This window comes from Streptomyces sp. NPDC048415, assembly GCF_040651675.1.
In the GTDB taxonomy this organism is placed as follows: Bacteria; Actinomycetota; Actinomycetes; order Streptomycetales; family Streptomycetaceae; genus Streptomyces.
This window is the reverse complement of sequence record NZ_JBEZKJ010000042.1, coordinates 49,690-69,531: the sequence shown is the minus strand read 5'-3', so window position 1 is coordinate 69,531 and position 19,842 is coordinate 49,690. Positions and strand designations below refer to the sequence as shown.

Genomic DNA, 19,842 nt, shown 5'->3' with positions numbered 1-19,842 from the left:
CCGTCCTCCCCCCGCTCCCTTCCACGGAAACCTCAACCCAACGAGAAAATCTCGCATTCCCGGGCCCGCGGACCGGCTTCCCGGAGGCCCTCCCAACTGATGCTACGAGCTCCCACAGTTTATGTAACGATCGGCTTGGTGCCCCTCCCACCCTGCTACATCTCTGACCTGCATCTTTATCTTATAGCGGGGCGCGGCTCTGTTCTGGTGGCGAGGTGGACCTTAACTTCCGTTGAAACGCCCTCCGGGCCGCCCCTTTATCTAATGTGTACCCATTATGTAACGCTCTCGCGTCCGGTACGTAATTTATGTACCGACTACTCTCCGCGCCGAGAGCAGTGGTCTGGACCTCTTGAGGCATTTTGACGCCTGAAAAGAATGATTGAAAAACTTGCCAGAAGAATTCTGTAACTCCGCGCCGAGAAAAATAGTTTACATTTCTGGCGCATTCGCTCCGCGTTACATACATTATCTATTTCCTGGTGGGATTTTGCGGATTTCTGTACCAATTCTGGTGGTCGGCGTGAGAATTGCATAATCATTCGTCGCTCATGCTGCTGACGAGTAAGCATCACCCGTCAGCGTCAACGACCAAAGGGCCGCGCCTGCGCCGCTGATGCCCAGGCAGCGACGTTCAATCAATACCTCCCCGCAAACCATCACATGGAGTGGCATCGTCTCCTGGGCACGGCAGCCGTGCCGCGCGCGGCGCGGCGTCGTTGGACAGCACGTGACGACGATCGCGCTCGCCGCCGCAGTGCGGCCAGGGCACGGCCGCGCTCCTTGCCGCGTACGAGGCCGGGCAGTGGGTTCCGGAGCAGGCTGAACGAGAGCTCGCTGAAAGCCTTGCCATGGGCCAGTGGACCGGGCCGTACTTCCGCGCCTCGCTGTGCGACGGGCCGCCAGCCGTACGGTCCGGCCAGCTCATCGACGTGCTCGCCCCGGCCATCGAGATCCTGGACCAGGCGGACGTCGACCAGGACGTCGTGCGCTGTCTGCGCGTCCTGATCGCCGCGATCACACCGGATCTCTGATTCGCGGTCACGAGCGTCAGCCTCTTGGCAGGGTGTGGCCGTGATCGGGATCGTCGTCGGCGCCGCCCTCGCCGCAGCAACAACGCTCCTGGGCACATGGTTTGGCACCTGGCTGACCCGGCGGCATCAGCGGGCCGATGCCGCCATCGCGGAACGGGAACAGCGGCTCGCGCAGATGCAGCAGCTGGTCATCGCCGTCGGGGAAATGATGTCGGCGCGCACCCTGTAGCGGGAGACGTCGCTGAGCCGTACGACGCGCTTGCGCGTGGCCGGAATGGCTTCGATCGAGTTCTGGTCCACCTGGCGCATGCGGGGAGGCAGCTGGGAGTCTGCACGAGAATGACATGGCCTCTCGTCACTCATGCCAGTGCCAGATGAGCACCGCCCGTCAGCGCCAATCACGAGGCCAGGAAGCCAGTTCCACTGACACTCAGATGACGATGTTCAACTGACACCCCCTGCAGTCCCGCACCGGGGCCTGCGGCACTGCCGTGCGGGATGCCCAGCAGCCGCTCGACGATGCCGCGAGCCCGCGCCCGATGGAAACCGCCCGGGCATTCCAGCTCGCCGCGCAGCACCCCGGCTGCCGCCGACACCCGCTCCCACCTGGCGTGCACCGCCGCCGACGGGCCCTGTGCGGCCCCGGAGTTGGAGCTGGAGTTGGCCGGGTCAGGGGTGCCAGCCTTAGCGGATGGATGGCCGGGTGGGAAGTCCTCGACGGCGGTCGGCGGCTGGTAGGCGTCCACCGCGGGCTTCAGGCCCGCCGTGACCGGGGCGCCGGGCAGGCCCGGCAGCGCGTCCGCCGCGGATCGCACACGCGCCGCGGCCACCTCTTCCAGCCGTACAAACCCCGCCCCGGTCAGCACCCGGCGCGCATCCCGCAGCAGTCCCAATGCCCGTACGCCCGCCTCGCCCTGAGCCTCAAAAGCCGCTGGCAGGACGTCGTCGACCTCCGGCAGCCCCACCTCGTCGCTCACCACAGCACCGTAGCCCGCCGACCGCCGCTTCGGACCCCTTATCCCCGATCCGCTATATCAGCCGCCTGACCTGCAGTTTCTCCCCCGCGCGTCGGCTTACGACACCCGCATGCGGTGGTTCACGTACTGGGGCCCGGCGCACGGTGTGCGCCGGGCCCCAGCCGGGCAGGACGTGCGCCAACACGGCCTGCGGGGTGTCCTGATGCGGCGGAATCGCGACCCGTACAGCCTCAGGAGCGCCGCCGGCCCGCTGGGCCGGTCAGCGGATGCCACGCATCATGAGCCCGGTACTCGCCCTGGGGCAAGCAGGTCCGGAACACCGATGACCAATCCCGTGGCGGACAGTAGCTGAAGTGGTGGCGAGGTAGCTGGTCGTGATGAGTCAGATCCGTATCAGCGCCATACAGCGCCATGCTCGGTGTCACTGAGTGATGTCCGCCGCTGGAACGGCCCTGACCAAATGGCGGACATTCAGGACAATCGGGGGAGGCGGTTCGGTGCGCGCCCGTGGCATGCTCGGCGCACCGGCCCCGCGCTCAGACAGCGCCAACTGCCTGCGGATGCCGGTCCATTGCGACCCGTCCGTCTCTCCGGCGGCCCGCACCCCATGTGCGGGCGGCCGTCTCGTGCCCCAGGAGTGCCCGCGTGCCTCATGTCGTCCCCCTGTCCGCGCCCGAGCCTGTCCCCGGCGCTCCCGGCCGCCCCCGCGCAGCGGCGCAGGTCGCCGGTGTCGTCGCGTTTCCTGTCATCGGCGGCGTGCTCGCCATGAGCGGCATGTCCGTCGGCGACGTCATCGCACTCGTCAGCAGCTGTGGCGCGGCCGGCACCGCGTTCGTCGTCGCGTGCGTCCGCCTCACCGGCAGGCACGCGGCCGGCCCTCTCGCCGGCGCGCTCGCAGCGGCCGCCGTCCGCGCGGCGCAGGAGCCACGGCCGTGACCGTACGGGCCGGCAGGCCGCCCACCCGGGCGCGGACCGCCCTCAGCGTCTTCCTCACCCAGTTGCACATGCTCTACGGCCCGAGCTGGGCCGAACTCTCCCGGCGCACGGGCCTGTCGGTGTCCACCCTCCAGCGCACCGCCCGCACCAGCGGGCCGGTGCCGCGCGAGGAGAACGTGATCACCTACGTCGAAGCGATCACCGACGACCCCCGGGCCGTCACCGACGCGAAACGGTGGTGGCGCCGGGCCCGGATCGAAGAACGCGGCCGGCTGCGCACCCTCAATGCCCCCGCGCCCGCTGGCGTGCGCAACGAGGCCGACCTCCTGACCGCGCTCGCCGCCGCCTACGAGAAAGATGGCGCCCCGCCCCTGCGCACCCTCCAGAGCCGCGCCGGAATGGCCGGCGACAAGGTGTACGTCCTCCCCGTCACCAACGCCTCCCGCATGGTCAACCGCGAACGCCTGCCCACCAACCAGCGCCAGTACGAGGCCTTCCTCACCGGCTGCGGCATCCCCGAACACGCTCTCGACCCCTGGCGCCAGGCATGGCACCGCGCCCAGATCGCACAGCCCGCCCAGCACGCCCCGCATCACCGCCAGCCCTGACCCAGCACGCCGCTCGCAACAGCACCGGACCGAGGTGTTTCAGGCCGGGGGCCAGTCCGTGGGGTCCTGCCAGTCCCAGCCGTGCGCGGCCATGCATTCGCGGGTCCAGTTCATGAGCAGGGTGGCGCCTTCCTCGGAGCGGCTGAGGTCGTGGCCGCCGCCGTCAGCGAAGAACTGGAGCAGCATGCCTGCGGCCGGCAGGTGCGGGTCGCCGGTGTCGCAGGCGGCGCACAACTCCATGTGGATGGGCCGCCCTTGGGCGTCATCCTTCGGAGGGTGATCGCAAGAAGGGCCCGGGGAGTGCGGCGGCCGGGGCTACCGCCGCGGCATCTCCAGTGGATGGTGGACGGTCACTCACCGTGGCGGTCGGGCGTCTCGGGGCCCATGGCGGGGGTCTGCGTGTGCCGGAGGGCCTGGTGACGGGCCGGGCGTGGGGTGTGGCGGCGCTGCTGGTGGTGCCAGCGGGCGCGCCACCAGGCGAGCCGGTGTGCGGAGTCCTGGGGGAAGACGGACTGGATGGCGATGACGAGCAGGCCGAGGGCGAAGCAGGTGAAGGCCACGGCGGTCAGCCACCACGGGGCGCCGGTCAGGGCCAGGGCGAGGCCGCTGATGCCAGTGGCGGCGGATGAGATCAGTGGTCGGTTCGTGTGCATCGAAGGTTTTCCCCCTCGGGCGGGCGTACACGTGGCGGTACGCGGGATGTCGGTAATCCGGGCGTTTTTGCTCGGCTTGCATCCAGTTCTACGAAGAGGGTTCCTCGGTGTTGTAACGGTGGGTGTCACACGTGTCGTCGTGAGCTGCGGGTTCTGGGGGCGAAGCGGTCGAACGCGTGGCTCCAGGCCTGCTGCATCGACTGCTGCGCGATCAGGGAGCTCCGGGCGTGCGCGACGGGGGCCAGCCACTGCACGAGGTCGGTGGAGGTTCCGGCGAGGAATTCGCCGGTCACCGACAGTCCCGGCCACGTCCATGTCGCCTTGTGCACCTGGAACCGTGCACCGATCCTCGCGTCGAGGCGGGTGGCCTCATCCTTGAACTGACGGACGCTGCCACGCGCTTGCCGCAGGTATTGCAGGTCCTCCTCGTCGCAGCCATCGTCGGTGAGGAGGTCGATGATCTCGTCCATGTCGTGCAGGGTCGCCGCGCGTGCCTCGGCCATGGCGCGCTGGCGTTCCTCGGCGCTGATGAGGCCGAAGTCGTAGGCCGGGCCCACGGGGATGTCGAGGGCGAGGCGGAGGTCGGGGTCATCCTCGGCGTCGAACTGGTGGTTCCAGTCGACGAGTAGGGCCTCGATGTAGCCGAGGACCTGCTCGGGCTTCAGGTCGGTGGCCGCGGCGAGCAGCGCTTCGGCTCCGGGCACGGGCTCGAAGGACGGCGGGCCGGGCCTGTGCTGGAGCGGCCACACGGCCAGCCGGTTGCGGTAGGGGAAGGCGAGGGCACGGCCCTCGTCCGTCCATGCCGCGTACGGCTGCGGCAGCCGGCCGGTGTGCGTGGGGGCGGGGGCAATGGCGTGCCAGCCGGGCGGGCGGGACAGCACCCAGCCGGGCGGGTGGAGCCTGTATTCGTCTGTGTCCGTCTGGATGCGGCCGGTGAGCCAGTCCTCGAAGTCGTGCAGACTGACCTGGCGTTCGGCCCGCCATACCGCGGTCCCGCCGCGCCCGCTCCAGTCGTAGCTCGTTGTCCCCCGTCGCAGGTGGGCCCGGTGCTCCTCGTCGGCGTGGAGGGTGTCCTGGTGCAGGAGTTCCCATGCCTCGCCCTCCTCGTACAGCAGCCGCTCGTTGGCTTCGGCCTGTGGTCCGGTGAGCCGGTCGCGGGCGATATTGGCCGCGACCTGGAAACGGGCCGAGGAGTGCCAGGCCACGTCTTCCTCGAGGGCGGTCGCGACCGCCAGCAGGCGATCCCCGTCTGCGCTCAGCACGGCCTCAGATGTCCAGGCCGTCGCAGCGCGCACCCGCGCGGCCGCGTCCAGCAGCTCGGTCTCCGGACCGGTGCAGAGCGCGGCCGTCGCCAGCTTCCACAGGTTGCGGGCCGCACGGTGGCGCAGGAGGGGAAGCAGCCCGTCCAGGAAGTCGTCCGTGAAGGGCTCGGCCACCGCGATGGCGGTCACCACCGCATCGGTCAGCACCCGGCTCTGGTAGTCACGGAAGGCGCGCTGGTACTGCCCCGGCAGGACCAGCGAGGCTGCGCGGGCCCGCTGCAGGAGGTCGGGGCTCGCCCGAAGCCGCAGGGGCCGGTCCTGGCGGGGATCCTTCCGCCAGCGCGGTGGCGGCGGATAGCGCAGCACGGTGGAGATGTGGGTCAGCCTGTCCTCGGGGTACTCCTGCTCCTGCCGCTCGACGTGTTCGGCCAGCAGCCGCCGCACGGTCGCATCCCGTGAGGTGCCCTGCCTGGCCATGACAGCGGCCAGCGCGTCGAAGGCGCAGGGCGGGAGCCGGACGTTGGTCTCCGTGAGCTCCGGATGGACAGACACATCGCGATTATCAGCGACGGATCAGCTGCCCCCGGCAGGCCATCACAGACACCGTTCTCGACGCCCCGCGCACACCGTGCCCCGGGTGCTCATACCTCCACACGGACATCGTCGCCGGACAGACCGATCTCGCACAGGAGTTCTTCCTGATCGATCGATGGGCAGGTCATCGCCGGGGTTGCACAGCCATGTGCGGTAGGCGGAGTGGGCAGCTGTTTGAGCTGGTGTCTTCGCCTATCGGTCATCGCAAGCAAGGGTGTCAAGGCCTATTGGCTCAGTCCTCAGCGCTCATCATCAAGTCGTATCGGATGTCATCAGCCCGTTCCTGAGATTGGCGCAGTACCGAAACCAGCAGCATCACGGCGATGATGCAGTGCCCAGGATTGAGGTGGTCGAGCGGTAGGTGGTGCAGGACAGCGTGGCGTGACAGGTTGTCAGGCAGTGGGTCGCTTCGTTCGGGGCGGTACTGCGCATAGAGCGTGGCCAAGGGAGCGAAGACGTACTGCCGAGCTGGTAGATAACTGTTCGGCTTCTCCTTGCCGATCTTGCCGAGAGCCGCGTTCGTACGATCTTTTGTCTCGGTCAAGGTATACAGAATCTGTTCGAGTGCAGCCACGGCCAGGGTTGCCGCAGCCTCGCGATGACCGTCGTCCCACGCTGCCACCGCCTTTTGACCCGCCTCAACCTCGGCGGTAAGCCACAGGTCGTCGCACTCGTCCAGGCGAGCGCGGCACAGTGCGCGAATGTCGTCCTCTGCCGCAGCAAGGACGGCCAACTTGTCGTTGTGGCCAGGGCCGGCCGCTGCAAGTTCGCGGAGGATGTGCGCGCTGGGAACCCACGCAACTGGGATCCCATGACCTTGTGCCAGTTCCAGGAGTTGCTCAAGGGACAGGGTGCTCCCCCACCAGTTCTCGTGCCGGGCTCCGAGGTAGAGGCCGGGCATTTCTCGCGTCCCGTGGACTGCCGGGTCATAGGCGTCCCATACGAGTGCCCAATCCCGGATCTCGGCTATCGAGGCACTTCGTCTTCCCGCGCCTGGGTCGATGAATGTCGTCATGGGCACCATCCTGCTCAAACTGTGGATCAGCGTCATCTACTTGATCAGAACTCACCCAGGTTGGCCGCCCGAGTGGACATCGACTGCACCGCCGCGATCGCTTCCTTCAACCCACACTGCTACCGCGCCGGGTGCTGAGCCTTCATGATGGCGAAGTGACCTTGCCGTCCGGAGTGCCTTCGTTCAAGCTGCGGGATGCCATCGCGGAGGTGCTGTGGGCTCATGTCAAGGCCAACCGGCTTGCGGCGGTATGCGAGTACCTGGGGCTCACCCCGCAGCAGCCAGACGAGGATCCGTACAACAGCAAGAGGGGTTACGTTCTGGCTCGGCTGGAGGACAAGTCGCTCCCGGACCTGATGGCGATAGCCCGTCGAGTGATCGATGAGTACGGCGATGACGACCTACAGCAGTTGCTGGCTCAGCTGGGACTACAGGGCGTCTCCGGGGAGCTGAAGAACCTCATCTTCGCCGCCGACGGCCCCAAGCCGCAGATCGTGCTGCCGGACTCCATCAGCAACACCATCCGCATCGTCAAGAACGAGCAGTACTGCCTGGTGTACGACCAGCCGCTGGAGAACCGCGGGCTGAGCTGGCAGGACTTGGTCACCTGGTGGGTTCGCCAGCACCCTGAGCACGCGAGCGACCCGACACAGGCGCGGATCTCTCTTCGGGAGCGGTTGCGGCGCTCCCTCGGTGACAACGGTGCTGAACTGCTGGTGTTCGACACCTATGTCAAGCTCGGCTTTGACCTCCCGGCGCTTATTCCCCAGGTCTATCTCCATTACGACCCCTACACCATCGGCGAATTGGGCGGGGCCAGTCGCCTTGCCCGCCAGCGGATGGACTTCCTGCTGCTGATGAACAATCGGGCTCGAGCGGTCATCGAAGTCGACGGCCTCCAGCACTACGCCCGCCCTGCTGGCCACACCTCGGGGCAGCAACCTGGCGTCGGCTGGCTGCCTGACCCTGTACGGTACGCCTCGATGGTCGCGGAGGACCGCGACCTCACGCTCCAGGGCTATGAGGTGTACCGCATCGGCGGTCACGAACTCTGGGCGGAGCAGGCTGGCGACAAACTCTCCGACTTCTTCGTACGCCTCTTGCGCCGCCACGGTCATATCGACTCGAGCTGACTTCCTGCGGGCGATCAAACCCTTGGCACTCTCCGCCGGGCGCTTGACAGAATCTGATGGGTGAAGGCAGCTCAAGTATCCCGGCAGCACCTCGTCTCGCAGGTTCTGCTCAAGCAGTTCACCATGGCGGGACCGGTAGACCGCGGCCCTCAGTTGCGTCCCGTCGATGTGCGCCATCCGGAACGTCGGAACAAGTTGACGAGCACAAAGGCGTGCGGTTGGGCCGACGCCTTCGTTGCGTTCGACTCCCCATCTGCCGAGGATTTGTGGAGCTCTGTTGAGAGGCGCGCTCCCGCTGCCTTCGAGGCCGTGCGTGCCGGCACCCCGTTTGCCGATCCCCGGCACGTTGAGGCCCTGCGCGACCTGGTCGTGCTCCACTATGTGCGGTCGTACCGCTATCGCGAGGTGTACACCAACGCGTTTGGAGCTGTGAGCGTGAGGCTCCGTAATCAGCTCGTCAGGCAGTTTCCTGAGCCGCTACGTCGCGAGGCACTGCGGCAAACCGGGTTCCACTTGGCTGGCTCAGGCGCTCTCGATGCCTTCGCCGAGCGCCTCATTGAGCAGTCCGAGGTTGCCCAGGATTTTGGAAGCGGCAAGCTGTTTCGCACCAGCATCGAGGACATGTTCTACAAGGTGCGTGCCATGGCGGCGAACTGGCAGCTGGAGGTCCTGACTCCGGAAAGCGGGCAGTTCCTGGTTGGCGACAATCCGGGGGTGTCCGTGCGTACGGACACAACGCCCTTCTCGTGCAACATGGCCTTCGGTGATGCGCACTCCATCGTCCTGCCCATCGCGCCCCGCCATCTGTTGGCCCTGGGACGGGAGAACGTGATCGGCACCATCCCTCGGACCCTCGTGAACCAGATCAACACCGTGCAGATCCTCGCCGCCGACCGCTACGTCTACATGCACCCTCAGAGCACGAGGCTGGAGGCCTTCGCAAGAAAGACGGCGAAACGACGGCGAGCAGGCCGCGCGAGCTGCTGAAAGCTCCAGACCACGCGGAGGACCTGGTTCTCGTCTTAGGGGACGCCGGGCGTCGCTCTGGGACGGCCTGGCCAGTAGCTGGCGGTCGTGTCAGGCGCCGATGCCGATGTAGGAGACGTAGGTGTAGGCGCCCCAGTCGGAGTCGAGTTCGGCGATGATGTCGTCCCAGAGGTCTTCCATGGTGTTCAGGTCGCTGGCGACGAGGGCGTCGACGGCGTCGTCCCAGATGTAGCGGACCTGCCGGTGCTGGATCCTCAGGTTGTCGCGGCGGCGTGGCTCGTCGACGGCTGCTTGGTTGACGGGGTGGATCTCGATGCGGGTGCCGCGGCCGTTGCGGTTGAGGTGCTGCTTGAGGGCGCCGGGGTTGGCGAGCACGTTGTGGGCGCGGAGGTTCCAGTAGGCGGTGTCGATCGCTTCGAGGTTGGCGGGGCGTGGGCGCTGGGTGCCGCGGGTCCAGGCGCGGATCGTTGTGGGGCTGGCGTGGATGCCGGCGTCGGCCAGGGCTTGGGGGCCGCCTTTGGTGGTGGTGAGGTAGCGCATGCGGGCTTTCAGGCCGCGGCGGGTGTCGACAGGGGATTTGATTCCGCCGTCGATGATCATGCGTTCGAGGGCGTCTTCGAGGGCGCGGGCGAGGGCGATTTTGCCGTGGACGTTTCCGGGGTCGCGGTCTGCGCCGTAGTTGCCGAAGTTTTTCCATCCGTCGGTCGACATCTATAGGGCGCTCTTCCTCGGCAGGGGGTACTGGTCTTTTTGTTTCATCTGGGTGGTGAGGCGGCCTTCGGTGAAGACGGTGCGCCAGTCGCCGGCGACGTGGAGTTCGTCGGTGCCGCGGACGCGGACGACGGTCAGGCCGTTGCTGTGGGCCCGGTGGGATTTGTACCAGAGGTTGGCGAATGCCTGGGAGCGGATGATGTGCATCCAGTCGGGTCGGCGGATGTCGCGGTTGACGCTTGATTCTCCGATGGTGGACGTGAATTTTGAATACATGGCTTTGATGTATTCGACGGTCACCGTGTCGTCGGTTTCGAGGGCGTTGGTGCGGGCCTCGGTCAGGACGCGGCGGAATTTTTCCAGGAGGCCTTCGCTGGTGCCGGAGGTCCAGCATTCGGTGATGTGTGGGGCCTCGCACAGGCCGAGGCGGGCGCAGCGGATGAGGAGGCGGATGGTGGCGTCGTCGAGGAGGACGGGGCCGTCTTCGCGGCGGTTGCCGATGGGGTCGGGCAGGTCGGGGTGGTGCCAGGTGGGGCGGGTGGGGAGGCGGTAGATGCCGGAGCGTTTGGGGTCGAAGCCGCCGTGGGGGTCGTGGATCAGGGCGCCGATGGGCAGGTGGGTCTTGAAGGCGGACAGGAAGCTAGCGTTGGTGTCGAGGGCGTTGACGGTGATCGGGGGGTGGGTGCCGTTTTGGAGGGCGTCCGTGAGGTGGGTGTTGGTCCAGTTGTGGCGGCCTTCCCAGATTTCGTCGGCGCCGTCTTTGGTTTTCTTTCGGAGGAATTCGAGGGTTTCCGGGTAGACGGTGTGTTCGTAATTTCCGCCGACGCGGGTCGCTTCGAACAGGGCCATTGCGTTCGGTACGGCCTTTTTCACCAGGGCTTCGGTTGCGGTGGTGATGTCGCCGTCGTGGTCGTGGAGGGCTTCGTCGACGGCGCGGGTGATCATGCCGGTGAAGTAGCTGTAGTCCCGGTTTGCGTAGCCGCCTTGGGGTGGGGGTGCGGCGGGGGTGCGGCGGGGCGATGGCCTTCGTGGGGCGGCCGTGTGGGCCGTCGGGGCGGGCCGGGTGGGTGTGGGGTCCGGGGGCGGGCTGGTGGGGGCTTGGAGAGGCGTCTGCGGGGTCTGTGCGGGGGCGTGCGGGATCGAGGCCGGGGGCGTCTGGGGTGCTGAGGTGACGGGGCTGGCGTAGGGGTGGGTGGGGTCGGTGATGCGGGCGTGGGCGAGGTCGGCGTGGAGGGTGAGGGTGGCCTGCGGGCCGAGGTCGCGTTCGGTGACGGTGGCGTGGATCTGGTCGGCGTCGCGGGCCAAGGTGACGGTGATGTCGAGGCTGAGCGCGGCGATCAGGTGGGGGTCGTCGGTGTCGACGGCGGCGAGGACGGGGAGTTCGTGCGTGCGGGCCAAGTGGGCGAGAGCCTGGGCGGCGCCGGTGATCTGGGCCGGGCCGGACAGCGGCAGCCGGGGGTCCTCGGTGGTCTGGAGGCGGTCGACCACGACGAGGGCCAGGCCGGGCAGGTCCGGGACGCTTTCGGCGATCGCGTCGGTGGTCAGGTCGGTGCCGTCGTCGATGTAGAGCGGGGCTTGGGCCAGGTGGTGGTGGAGTGCTGCGGTGTCGTCCTGCTCGGTGGGGGTGAGGCGGCCGGCTCGCAGACGGCGGTAGTCGACGGGCAGGTGCGCGGCGACGATGCGTGCGGCGATGTCGGCACGGGTGAGTCCGGAGGCGGCGTACAGGACGGGTTGGTGCTGGTCGAGGGCGCTGGTGCGTGCGGCGGCGGTGGCGATCAGGCTGGATCCGGCGCCCGGGGCGGCGGCAACGAGATAGAAGCGGCCGGGCTGGAGACCGCCGAGGACGTCGTCCAGGGCGCGGATGCCGGTCGACAAGCCCATCAGGGGCGTGGGTGTGGTGGATTCACCGGTGGGGACGGTGGCGGGAAGGACGGTGTCCAAGGCTTGCGCGAGTGCGGCCAGGCGTCGCGGGGTGCGCGGCGCAGGGGTAACCAGTGGGCCGCTGGCCGGGATGACGGTCTCGCGACCGGTGCCAGGCGTCGCAGGAGCGGGGGCCGACGGGCCCGGCTCGGACGGGGCCGAGAGGGGTGCGGAGAAGGCGGTCGGCGGTGTGACCGGGGCCTGGAGCGTTGGAGTGCCGGGGGTGGGAGCGGTAGCGGCCGGCGAGCCGGTGAGGGCGGTCAGTGGCGCTGGGGCGGTGCCGGGCGAGGCGGGGGGCGTATCGGAAGGTGCAGGCGTTTCGTGGGCTGCCGGCGCCGGCGCCGGTTCCGGCTGCGGTTCCGAGGACGTGGTGGGGGCAACGGCCGCTTCGGCAGGGGTAGTTGCCGGCGCGGGGGCGGAGTCTTTGGCGGCTTCGGCTGCTGGTGTGGCCGGAAGGGGGTTCTGGACTGCTTGCTGACCCTCAGGGGGTGGGATGGAGTCCGCGGCTGATGTTGCAGCCGGGGCCGCTGTGTCAGGCGCGGGCTCGGCGTGAGGTGCGGGCGGGGCGGGGGTGCCGTCCGCGGCTGCGGGGAGCAGTACGGCGACGGGGGTCCTGTGGCGGCACAGCACCTGGGGGTGGCCCTCGGCGCCGTACCGGATCAGATCCCCGAGCTGTTTGCGGGCGTCCGCGAAGCTGTGGGTGGGGGCTTGGATGAGGTCCCAGCCCAGTTCGGTTGCGTGGGTGGGAGTGGTGAGCAATGCATGGTGCGGGCCGCGCGTCAGGGGTGTGGGGTGCCCTTGGATGGCGGCGTCGATCAGCTGCTTGAGTGCGTTGCGGGCCCCGTGCAGCGTCGCCGGGCCAGTGCGCGCCAAGGCGTGTGGTGCTTCCGCGTCAGGGGCTGTGGAGGTTGTTCCCGGCTCGTCCAACGGGCCCTCAACTGACTCGGGTTGAGTGTCCTCGCCGTGTCGGCGGTCGGCGTCTTCGGAGGCTGTCTCGGCCGCTGTGGACGGAGGTGTCGGGAAACTCAGGGGCCAGTGGCCCGCCCAGCGCGGAGCCGGGTCGGACGGCTCCGTCGGGGCTGCGGGCGGGGCAGTGTGGGCGGAATTGTCCGGCACGGCAGCGCCGGAAGACGCCTCACCAGCGGTGTGGGATGAACGCGAGGAGGACACCCGGGGACTCCAAGAGCAGAAGCGGCAAGCGGGTTGCGAGGGACAGGTGGGGCAGTCGGCCGCCAAGCGGGTGCGGAGCGACCGCGCCGCCAAAAAATGTAACGCTGCCACTCAGTCTAGCTGACGGTACATAATATTCGCCGGAGTTATGTAACGCTACGGTCGGGGTCTCGTGTGATCACGGGGCCTGGTCCTTCCTCCGGGGGGTGACGGTGGGCGAAGGGCGGCAGGCCCTCAGCTCGGGAGCCGTCAGGCGCGAGCGGCGGCCCGCTCCATGGGGTGCCAGGTTCTGCCATGGCCCTCAGCTGAGCGCGGAGGGCGGCCTGCTCGACGGTCTGCATTTTGCCTTTCGGTCTCGTCCTCGAGCTCATCGTCAGGAGCACACGCTGGAGACTCGGTCGCCCCCGAGCCGACTCGCTCGGGGCTGGGCCTTGGGCGGCCGCGCATGACCACTCCCCCATAAGCCATCACAGCGACGTGCCACATGGTTGCTGCTCTAGCGGAAGGACAAAGTCCGGGATCCGGCGACAGGTCCTGCCCGCTCGCCTCCGCGATGACGCTCAACTCCCTCTGACCGAAATGGAATACGGAGCCCAGCTATTACGCTAAGCTCACCGTTCATCGCGCCCCGTACGGGCACGGTTCGGGATCGCCAGGTCCGGCCAAGGCCGGAATCGCACCCTGATGCCTCCGTACGCGGCCGGCCTAGACGCAGGCCCGGCTACGGCCGGGATCCGATCTGGCCGGGAGCCCAGGACTCACCCTGTGCGCCCTTCCACGTCACGGTCCGGGTAGCACGTGCTGCTCCGGTCCTGCCGACCGAAGGTAGAAACTCCGATGGACAGCACGGCCAATATGGTCCTGCCCACGATCCCCGAGCGTGCCCCCACGGACGCCACCGAGCACCTGCAGAAGAACATCCGCGGCTGTCCCGCCGTCTCCCAGGCGGACTGGACTCCAGACGACGACGGCCGCGCGATCTTCGCCCGAGCATGCGTGGAACCGGGCGCCGTACGCCCGCTGTTCCCCGCGGACTTCGCCGGCTCCGGGGAGGAACTGGGCTTCCTCAACGGCGGCGTACTGGCCGGTGTCCGGCAGGTCCTCGCCCCCAGTACCCGGCTTTACACTCTCGATCTGCTACTCGTCTCCAACATCCGGGACCTGGAGCAGAGCGACTACAGCGGCGCCGAGGAGATCCTCGGCGCACGGCCCTTCCCCGCTGCGACCGCACCGGGCAAGACCGCAGTCCTGGAGCTCCTGGCCTCCGGGCCGCAGGCGCTGGACTGGACCGCGGCGCGGCAGCGGTGGGCGCTCGAGCAGGTACGGCTCAGCATGTCGGGCCGCTCCATCGCGACGGTCACCACCGAAGGTCAGCGCCGGCCAGCAGACGTAGCCCTGGCCCGCGTCGTGGACAGTTCCGGAAAGATCTTGGCAAGGGGCCTGCTGGTGATCGACGGCCACGGCCGGGTCGCCGCCAAGTTGGACGCCTTGTGCCGGTTCTGCCAGGAAACCGGTCTCCCCTATGACGTCCTGGCATTCACGACCCTGCCCGCCCAGGAGCAGATCCTCATTCTGGACCATCTCGGCGCGGCGGTACGCGCCGCGCGGGCCGCGCTGAACGAGACGGATACGTCGTCCGGCACCGTCGACTTCACCGTCCGGCACAAGGGCCGGGACCGGGAGGTCAGCATCCCGGCCAGGCTCGCTCTGGAGGCGGTGAACAGCTGGACCACCACGGCCTCCGTGGTGGTCGCCGGTTACCGGGAGCAGGACCGCGCGGACTTCTCCGCGTCCATCACCCGGCGCTACGAGTCGATCCACAACGACGCCACCTCGCTGCCGGGCGGGACCGGGGCGGCGCGGCTCGCGGAGCAGGCCGTGGACCAACTCGCCGACGCCGGAGTCCTGGATGCCGTCCCCGGTTACGGCCGGACGATCGCGCGGTACCTCAAACTTCCCTCCGACCGCCCCGACGGACTAGAGCTGGAGTATCTGGCCCTGCTCGCGGTGTGGGCGTTCAGCCGGAGGACAGCCGCCGCCCAGCGTGTCTATGAGGACCTCGGCCTGAACGGCGGCGCCGGCAGCCCGCAGGTGCACAACAGGGGTGAGGTCGTCGCACACCTTGTGCGGCGTTGCCTGCCCCGCGCGAAGGCCGAGTACCACGCGGCCGCGGCACAATCCTTGCTGGTCGGTTCGAACAGCCTGCCCACGGAGCCCGTGCAGCGATCGTTCCACGAAGTGATCGACGACATCACCGTCAATCCGACGCCTCGGCTGCGGACGGCGGCTCTGGCCGAGGCGCGCGTTCGCACGCTGATCGCGGCAACCGCCAGCGGGATTCTGCAGGCCGCCTACGGCTCCCAGGCCAGCACCCGGCCACGCGGCCAGGCCAGTGCCTTCGTCAACCGCATGCTCACCGACGGCGCCACTCCGCGAGCCGCATGGGGCCGACGCCAGGCCGAAGCCATCGTCGCCACCTACTGGCAGTTCCAGGGTGCTGTCATCCCGCCCCAGGTCGTCCAGGACAGCCCGCCGCCGAACGGCACCCGCTACGAGCCGGTCACCAAGAACGGCGAACCGGTGCCCGCCACCGACAAGTGGCTGCGTCATGCCTGGCACAACCGGCGCCCCGGGAAGATCATCACGAATGATCAGCACGAGACGAACGTCTCGGAGCAGCTGGCCCTCGCTGATACGGCGCTGGCCGCCTACGCGCTCCACCTCGGCCCGACAGGCACCGTGACCCAGCAGTGGCTCGATGGCACCCGCAACCAGCTCTTCGACCTCACCGGCACCGTGAGCCGCCTGCGCGCCACCTGATCTCTGGCCCGGGTGTCTGCCGGCCGTACCGCCTTCCTGCGGCACAGCGGTCGGCAGACACCCGGGCCGGACATCGGGCCACCGATGAGCACCATCGAGGAGCCACGGCCCGGCCAGACGACCCGGCACGACACGAACAGCCCGGACCCGGCTGCGGCAGCTCGTGGACGGCGGCGCCGCCATCGCCTGCGCTCTCTCGCCCGTACAGCGGGCCACGGCATCGTCCGCGGTGCCGCCGGCGCCCTGGACGCCAGCGCGACCGGCGGATTCTCCGGTGGATCCAGCAGCGCTGACCCGGCGCAGCTGATCGCGGATCCCACCGCCATGGGTGGTCTCGGTCCCCCAGACCGGGGCCACCCATTTCCATCAAGGCGCCTGAAGATTGATGTCTCTCGTGGCCACATAGACCGCAGAACCTGGGTGCCGGGACTGCAGCAACAGAGTGGAGGCCACGAAGTGGTCGTCCGGCACGTCCAGGTCGAGCCAGTTCTGCAGGGTGTCGCCCTTGGGTTCGATGTGCTCGAAGATGGCGTGCACGTCGCCGGCCACCCGTACGCCGCGCAGCACGTTGCCGTTGGTCCGCAGCCCCTTCAGGCGGCGGTCCGCCTTCTTCGCGGCGTCCCGGAGGTCCGGGGTGCGGCCGCCGAGCTTCTTGTCGTCCAGTTCCCGCAGGACCACCGGGAACAGGTGGACCATGTACCGCTTGCCAAGCACGGACGTGTAGATCGCCACGTCGGGGTCATCGAGCAGCACGTTCGTGTCGACCGTCACGCGCACCGGCCATTTGTCCTCGGGCAAGAGCTCGCCCAGCTTCCGGAGCGTGGCCGCCGCTTCCTTGATCTTGTCGGCGGCCCCTTCGACGGCGGCAGGAATGGTGGTGTCCCGGGGACGCTCAAGCCAGCGCTGCAGCAGGGCAAGGCTCTTGTCGAGGCGTTTGGTGACCTCCGGTGTCGGGTGCGGGAACAGGAGCCGGAACAGCGGTTCCCATTCACGAACTCGCCCCAGCAGCTCCATCCTTCGGGCTTCGAGTTCGGGACTGCTGGGTACCCAGCCCCACTTCGGCGCTCCGAAGTGAACAATGCCGTTGGAGTGGCGGTTCGGATCAACGTTCCGGATCTGTGAGTCCGCGAGGACCTGCAGGAAGTCCGCTTCCATCAGGTCCAGGTCCGACCGGAGGCGATCCAGGTACGTCGGCGGGGCAGGTGTGGAGGCCATCTGCCGATGATGCCGCACGCCGCTGACAGGCCCCTCCCGTCAGCGCGTCGAGACGGCCACGGGCTGGTGCAGAGGCAGCGACGCCAACGCGCAAGACCGGCTCCCCACAAGGCCCGTACGCCTGCGGTGACGTGGGCGAACGCCAAGGCGGACATTCGGCTCGCGCAACAGTTGTCGCGCCCGTATACGCGGCAGTTGTCGCAGGTCGGTGCACCGCGATACTCGGTGCGGACGATGGCCTCGAGCGCGTAGGCTCCGGCGGCATGGCCGCCGACAGCATGGTTCAGCTCGTCTCCTACCTCACCGCGCAGCAGCCGTACGAGATCGTGGGCACTCCGGAGAGCGAGTGGGTCGACTTCAAGAGCGTCCCTCCCAACGGGCCGTACGACCTGAGCACCCACAAGGGCAAGTTCGAACTCGCCAAGGATGTTGCCGCGTTCGCGAACGCCGGCGGCGGTCTGATCGTGTGCGGCTTCAAGGCGAAGAAGCGGCCGAACGAGCTCTACGAGGTCGTGGGGAAGGTGACGCCCTTCGACAAGAAGGTGGTGAACACCGACTCCTATAAGGACGTCCTCACGGAGTACGTACGCCCGCTGCTCAAGGTCAAGTTCTTCTGGTACGACCACCCCGAAGGCGACCCGGAGGCGGCCGGGCACTACTTCGTGCTCGAGGTACCGGCGCTGCCCGAGTCCGAGCGGTGGGCACTCGTCACGCGCGGGATCAACGACGACGGCCAGTTCATCAAGAACAGCTGGACGATCCCGATCCGCAACGGCGACACCACCGCCTTCGTCCCGCCGGATGAGGTGTACCGGCTCGTGAACGACGGCCTGCGCGTGCGGCATAGCCGACCTGGCTCGGCCGTGCCCGCTCCGGCCGCGGACCGCTTCAAGAGCCGGGAGGACCTGCGTGCCGCACTGGGTATGGAGGAGACGCCGGTGCTCTTCTTCCAGAGCGTGCCCGATCATCCGCGCGGGCTTGTCCCCGGCATGTATGCCGACGGTGGTCTGCGGGATGTCCTGAGCAAGCAGGACACGCTCCGGGACGCCCACGCCTTCAACTGGGCTTCTGTGTACAGGCGTCCGGAGCCTCGCGAGGGCGGTCTCCTGCTGGCCGACGCTCCCCGTCGCGGGCTGCTGGTCGAGTCGGACGGGGCAGTCACTGGGGCCGCGTCGGCGACCTCGGAAATGCTGGGTTGGGCAATGGAGCGCTACTACGACGGCGGAGCACGCAGGATCAGCGTGTTCGTACTGACCGAGATCACGCTGGAGTACTTCCGCTTGGTCGACCGGCATGTGCTGCCGCTGGTCGACGGCTCATGGACACATCGGATCGTCGCCTCGGACTTCACCCAGTCGCCCGGACGCGTACTCGCCGCCGGCGATGACCCGACCTTCCCGTTCCGGGGTGCGCCGCAGCCGGCCACGAGCGACGACTGGAACCACAGCTGACGGGCCCTGGGCGATCCGGAACGCGATGCCTACGAAGCACTACGCCACATCTACGCGCTCTTCGGCCTCGATGTCACCGTCAACCCGTTCGTCGACGCGGACCGCGTGAGCACGGCCAAGCTGCTGGCGAAGAGGTAGCGGGCCTCCGGCCCCGGTCGCCCTGACCAGTTGGCGCACCATGACGCCGGCGCCCGTTGAACCACGTGGTCCCAAGCCGGGGGCCCGGGAATGTGGTGGTTGCTCCCCGGGAGTTTCGGTGTTGCAGGCGGGTCTACTGGGTCAACGCGGCGAGGGCCTGCTCCGCCATCTGGACGCCCATCGTGGCCGCGATGGTGGTACCGGCCTCCAGGAGCTTGTCCTTGAGCTGGGTGGCGAACTGACGCAGGCGGCCCGGCTCAGGATTCTCGGAGGTTGCCTCAGTGTGGAGGTCCTGGGCGACGCGCTCCAGCTCGGCTCGGTCCGCGTCGGACATGCCCAGGGTGGTGCTGACCTGGCCGATGTACCCGGCAAGCTGGGCGAACAGCGTCGGGTCGACACCGTCGGTGTTGTTCTGGGTGAAGTGCTGCTGCTCGCCGATGATGACGCCCTTGGCGTTCGGCATGTAGTTGTTGTACGTGGTGCCGGGGCGGGGCTGATTGATGTGGTCCTGCACACTTCCTCCTACCAGGGCGCAGCTGACGCCCTGGGGTGTGATGGCGACCGTGGCCGGGTCGGTGTCGATGTGGTGGATGAGGCCGTGCTCTGTCAGGTAGGCGAGCGCCTGGTGTAGCTCGTTCCCGCTGATCTCGGTTCCGGCGAAGTACGAGCCGGGCGTCGCGAGGAACAGGGCCGGATCGACGGGCGTCTGGTCGCTGGCGGTGTCGAAGAGCCACCTCAGCAAGGCGTCCATCGTGTGCCGGATCCGGGCGGCACGGTCCTTCTGCAGGTCTTTCAGCTGACGCACGGCGACGCGGCCGGGGTCGGTGAGATGGACGTGGGTCTTGTTCCCTCCCATGACCCGGAGGATCTCTACCAAGCCGTGCTGCTCCAGCTGGAGAGCAAGGATGGCCGGATCTTCCTCCTCCAGCTGGAGCTCCTCAACGAACGGGGCGACGTCGATGTACGCCGACGGGGTCTGCTTCGCGGAGCCGTCCAACCACAGCAGCAGCCGGGCGAGATATCCGCTGCTCCCGATCACCTCACCGCCGGGGACCGCGCTGGCGGTGGCATCGAGCTGGGCGGACACACGAGGAGGGTTCCGTCGTTGAGCGCGCTCCAGGCTCTTGTTGGTCTCCTTGACCACGTTTCTCGCCCACTTGTCCAGATCACGCTTGTTGATTCCGTTGCGGGCCACGTTGCCCTCCTGTCTCACGTGCC

The 19,842-nt window shown here is 68.2% G+C and carries 16 protein-coding genes and 1 pseudogene; 8 read left to right on the top strand and 9 right to left on the bottom strand.

Annotation, left to right across the window (positions count from 1 at the left end):
* Positions 1-851 precede the first annotated feature (851 nt).
* Positions 852-1,034, top strand: coding sequence for a hypothetical protein (locus AB0D27_RS25545; RefSeq protein ID WP_362513032.1), 183 nt, complete (start codon positions 852-854; stop codon positions 1,032-1,034).
* 40 nt (positions 1,035-1,074) lie between these two features.
* On the top strand, positions 1,075-1,263 hold the full coding sequence (locus AB0D27_RS25540) for a hypothetical protein (protein ID WP_362513030.1): 189 nt from the start codon (positions 1,075-1,077) through the stop codon (positions 1,261-1,263).
* Positions 1,264-1,432: 169 nt separating this feature from the next.
* Here AB0D27_RS25540 and AB0D27_RS25535 read toward each other — a convergent pair whose 3' ends face one another.
* Positions 1,433-2,011, bottom strand: a complete 579-nt coding sequence (locus tag AB0D27_RS25535; RefSeq protein ID WP_362513028.1) for a hypothetical protein — start codon at positions 2,009-2,011, stop codon at positions 1,433-1,435.
* Between the two features lie 645 nt (positions 2,012-2,656).
* Between AB0D27_RS25535 and AB0D27_RS25530 the strand changes: the two genes are divergently transcribed.
* Together AB0D27_RS25530 and AB0D27_RS25525 are read left to right on the top strand one after the other, a co-directional pair.
* Complete coding sequence (locus AB0D27_RS25530) at positions 2,657-2,947, top strand: hypothetical protein (protein WP_362513025.1); 291 nt, start codon at positions 2,657-2,659, stop codon at positions 2,945-2,947.
* Positions 2,944-3,555, top strand: a complete 612-nt coding sequence (locus AB0D27_RS25525) for a hypothetical protein (RefSeq protein ID WP_362513022.1) — start codon at positions 2,944-2,946, stop codon at positions 3,553-3,555. The genes AB0D27_RS25530 and AB0D27_RS25525 overlap by 4 nt, the downstream gene beginning before the upstream one ends.
* Before the next feature lie 39 nt (positions 3,556-3,594).
* Here the strand turns inward: AB0D27_RS25525 and AB0D27_RS25520 are convergent.
* The 4 genes and pseudogenes from AB0D27_RS25520 to AB0D27_RS25505 form a co-directional block, all read right to left on the bottom strand.
* Positions 3,595-3,816: pseudogene (locus AB0D27_RS25520) on the bottom strand (DUF6300 family protein); the annotation flags it as partial.
* 89 nt (positions 3,817-3,905) lie between these two features.
* Entirely contained in the window at positions 3,906-4,208 is a 303-nt protein-coding gene (locus AB0D27_RS25515) for a hypothetical protein (RefSeq protein ID WP_362513019.1), read from the bottom strand.
* A 125-nt stretch (positions 4,209-4,333) separates the two neighbouring features.
* Positions 4,334-6,022: a hypothetical protein gene (locus tag AB0D27_RS25510; RefSeq protein ID WP_362513016.1), complete on the bottom strand. Its 1,689-nt coding sequence runs from the start codon at positions 6,020-6,022 to the stop codon at positions 4,334-4,336.
* A 274-nt stretch (positions 6,023-6,296) separates the two neighbouring features.
* A complete protein-coding gene (locus AB0D27_RS25505; protein WP_362513014.1) occupies positions 6,297-7,079 on the bottom strand; it encodes a hypothetical protein in 783 nt (260 codons plus the stop codon).
* A 155-nt stretch (positions 7,080-7,234) separates the two neighbouring features.
* On the opposite strand from AB0D27_RS25505, the gene AB0D27_RS25500 reads away from it, so the two are divergent.
* Both AB0D27_RS25500 and AB0D27_RS25495 read left to right on the top strand, forming a co-directional pair.
* Positions 7,235-8,212 carry a hypothetical protein gene (locus AB0D27_RS25500; protein WP_362513011.1) on the top strand — a complete coding sequence of 326 codons (978 nt, stop codon included), beginning with the start codon at positions 7,235-7,237 and terminating at the stop codon, positions 8,210-8,212.
* Between the two features lie 60 nt (positions 8,213-8,272).
* Complete coding sequence (locus AB0D27_RS25495) at positions 8,273-9,199, top strand: DUF4238 domain-containing protein (protein ID WP_362513008.1); 927 nt, start codon at positions 8,273-8,275, stop codon at positions 9,197-9,199.
* Between the two features lie 90 nt (positions 9,200-9,289).
* On the opposite strand, the gene AB0D27_RS25490 is transcribed toward AB0D27_RS25495, so the two are convergent.
* Positions 9,290-9,910: a hypothetical protein gene (locus AB0D27_RS25490; protein ID WP_362513006.1), complete on the bottom strand. Its 621-nt coding sequence runs from the start codon at positions 9,908-9,910 to the stop codon at positions 9,290-9,292.
* Positions 9,911-11,785 carry a DnaB-like helicase C-terminal domain-containing protein gene (locus AB0D27_RS25485; RefSeq protein ID WP_362513003.1) on the bottom strand — a complete coding sequence of 625 codons (1,875 nt, stop codon included), beginning with the start codon at positions 11,783-11,785 and terminating at the stop codon, positions 9,911-9,913.
* A 2,052-nt stretch (positions 11,786-13,837) separates the two neighbouring features.
* On the opposite strand from AB0D27_RS25485, the gene AB0D27_RS25480 reads away from it, so the two are divergent.
* Positions 13,838-15,820, top strand: a complete 1,983-nt coding sequence (locus tag AB0D27_RS25480; protein WP_362513001.1) for a hypothetical protein — start codon at positions 13,838-13,840, stop codon at positions 15,818-15,820.
* A gap of 366 nt (positions 15,821-16,186) precedes the next feature.
* Here the strand turns inward: AB0D27_RS25480 and AB0D27_RS25475 are convergent, their stop codons facing one another.
* Positions 16,187-17,035: a PIN domain-containing protein gene (locus AB0D27_RS25475; protein WP_362512998.1), complete on the bottom strand. Its 849-nt coding sequence runs from the start codon at positions 17,033-17,035 to the stop codon at positions 16,187-16,189.
* Positions 17,036-17,298: 263 nt separating this feature from the next.
* Between AB0D27_RS25475 and AB0D27_RS25470 the strand changes: the two genes are divergently transcribed.
* Complete coding sequence (locus AB0D27_RS25470) at positions 17,299-18,486, top strand: ATP-binding protein (protein ID WP_362512995.1); 1,188 nt, start codon at positions 17,299-17,301, stop codon at positions 18,484-18,486.
* A 271-nt stretch (positions 18,487-18,757) separates the two neighbouring features.
* Here AB0D27_RS25470 and AB0D27_RS25465 read toward each other — a convergent pair whose 3' ends face one another.
* Positions 18,758-19,819: a hypothetical protein gene (locus AB0D27_RS25465; RefSeq protein WP_362512993.1), complete on the bottom strand. Its 1,062-nt coding sequence runs from the start codon at positions 19,817-19,819 to the stop codon at positions 18,758-18,760.
* Between the last annotated feature and the right edge of the window lie 23 nt (positions 19,820-19,842).

Coding starts and splice junctions, on each gene's coding strand:
- AB0D27_RS25515 (WP_362513019.1), bottom strand. CDS start 4,208: ATGCACACGAACCGACCACTGATCTCATCCGCCGCCACTGGCATCAGC.
- AB0D27_RS25490 (WP_362513006.1), bottom strand. CDS start 9,910: ATGTCGACCGACGGATGGAAAAACTTCGGCAACTACGGCGCAGACCGC.
- AB0D27_RS25480 (WP_362513001.1), top strand. CDS start 13,838: ATGGACAGCACGGCCAATATGGTCCTGCCCACGATCCCCGAGCGTGCC.
- AB0D27_RS25545 (WP_362513032.1), top strand. CDS start 852: ATGGGCCAGTGGACCGGGCCGTACTTCCGCGCCTCGCTGTGCGACGGG.
- AB0D27_RS25470 (WP_362512995.1), top strand. CDS start 17,299: ATGGCCGCCGACAGCATGGTTCAGCTCGTCTCCTACCTCACCGCGCAG.
- AB0D27_RS25475 (WP_362512998.1), bottom strand. CDS start 17,035: ATGGCCTCCACACCTGCCCCGCCGACGTACCTGGATCGCCTCCGGTCG.
- AB0D27_RS25505 (WP_362513014.1), bottom strand. CDS start 7,079: ATGACGACATTCATCGACCCAGGCGCGGGAAGACGAAGTGCCTCGATA.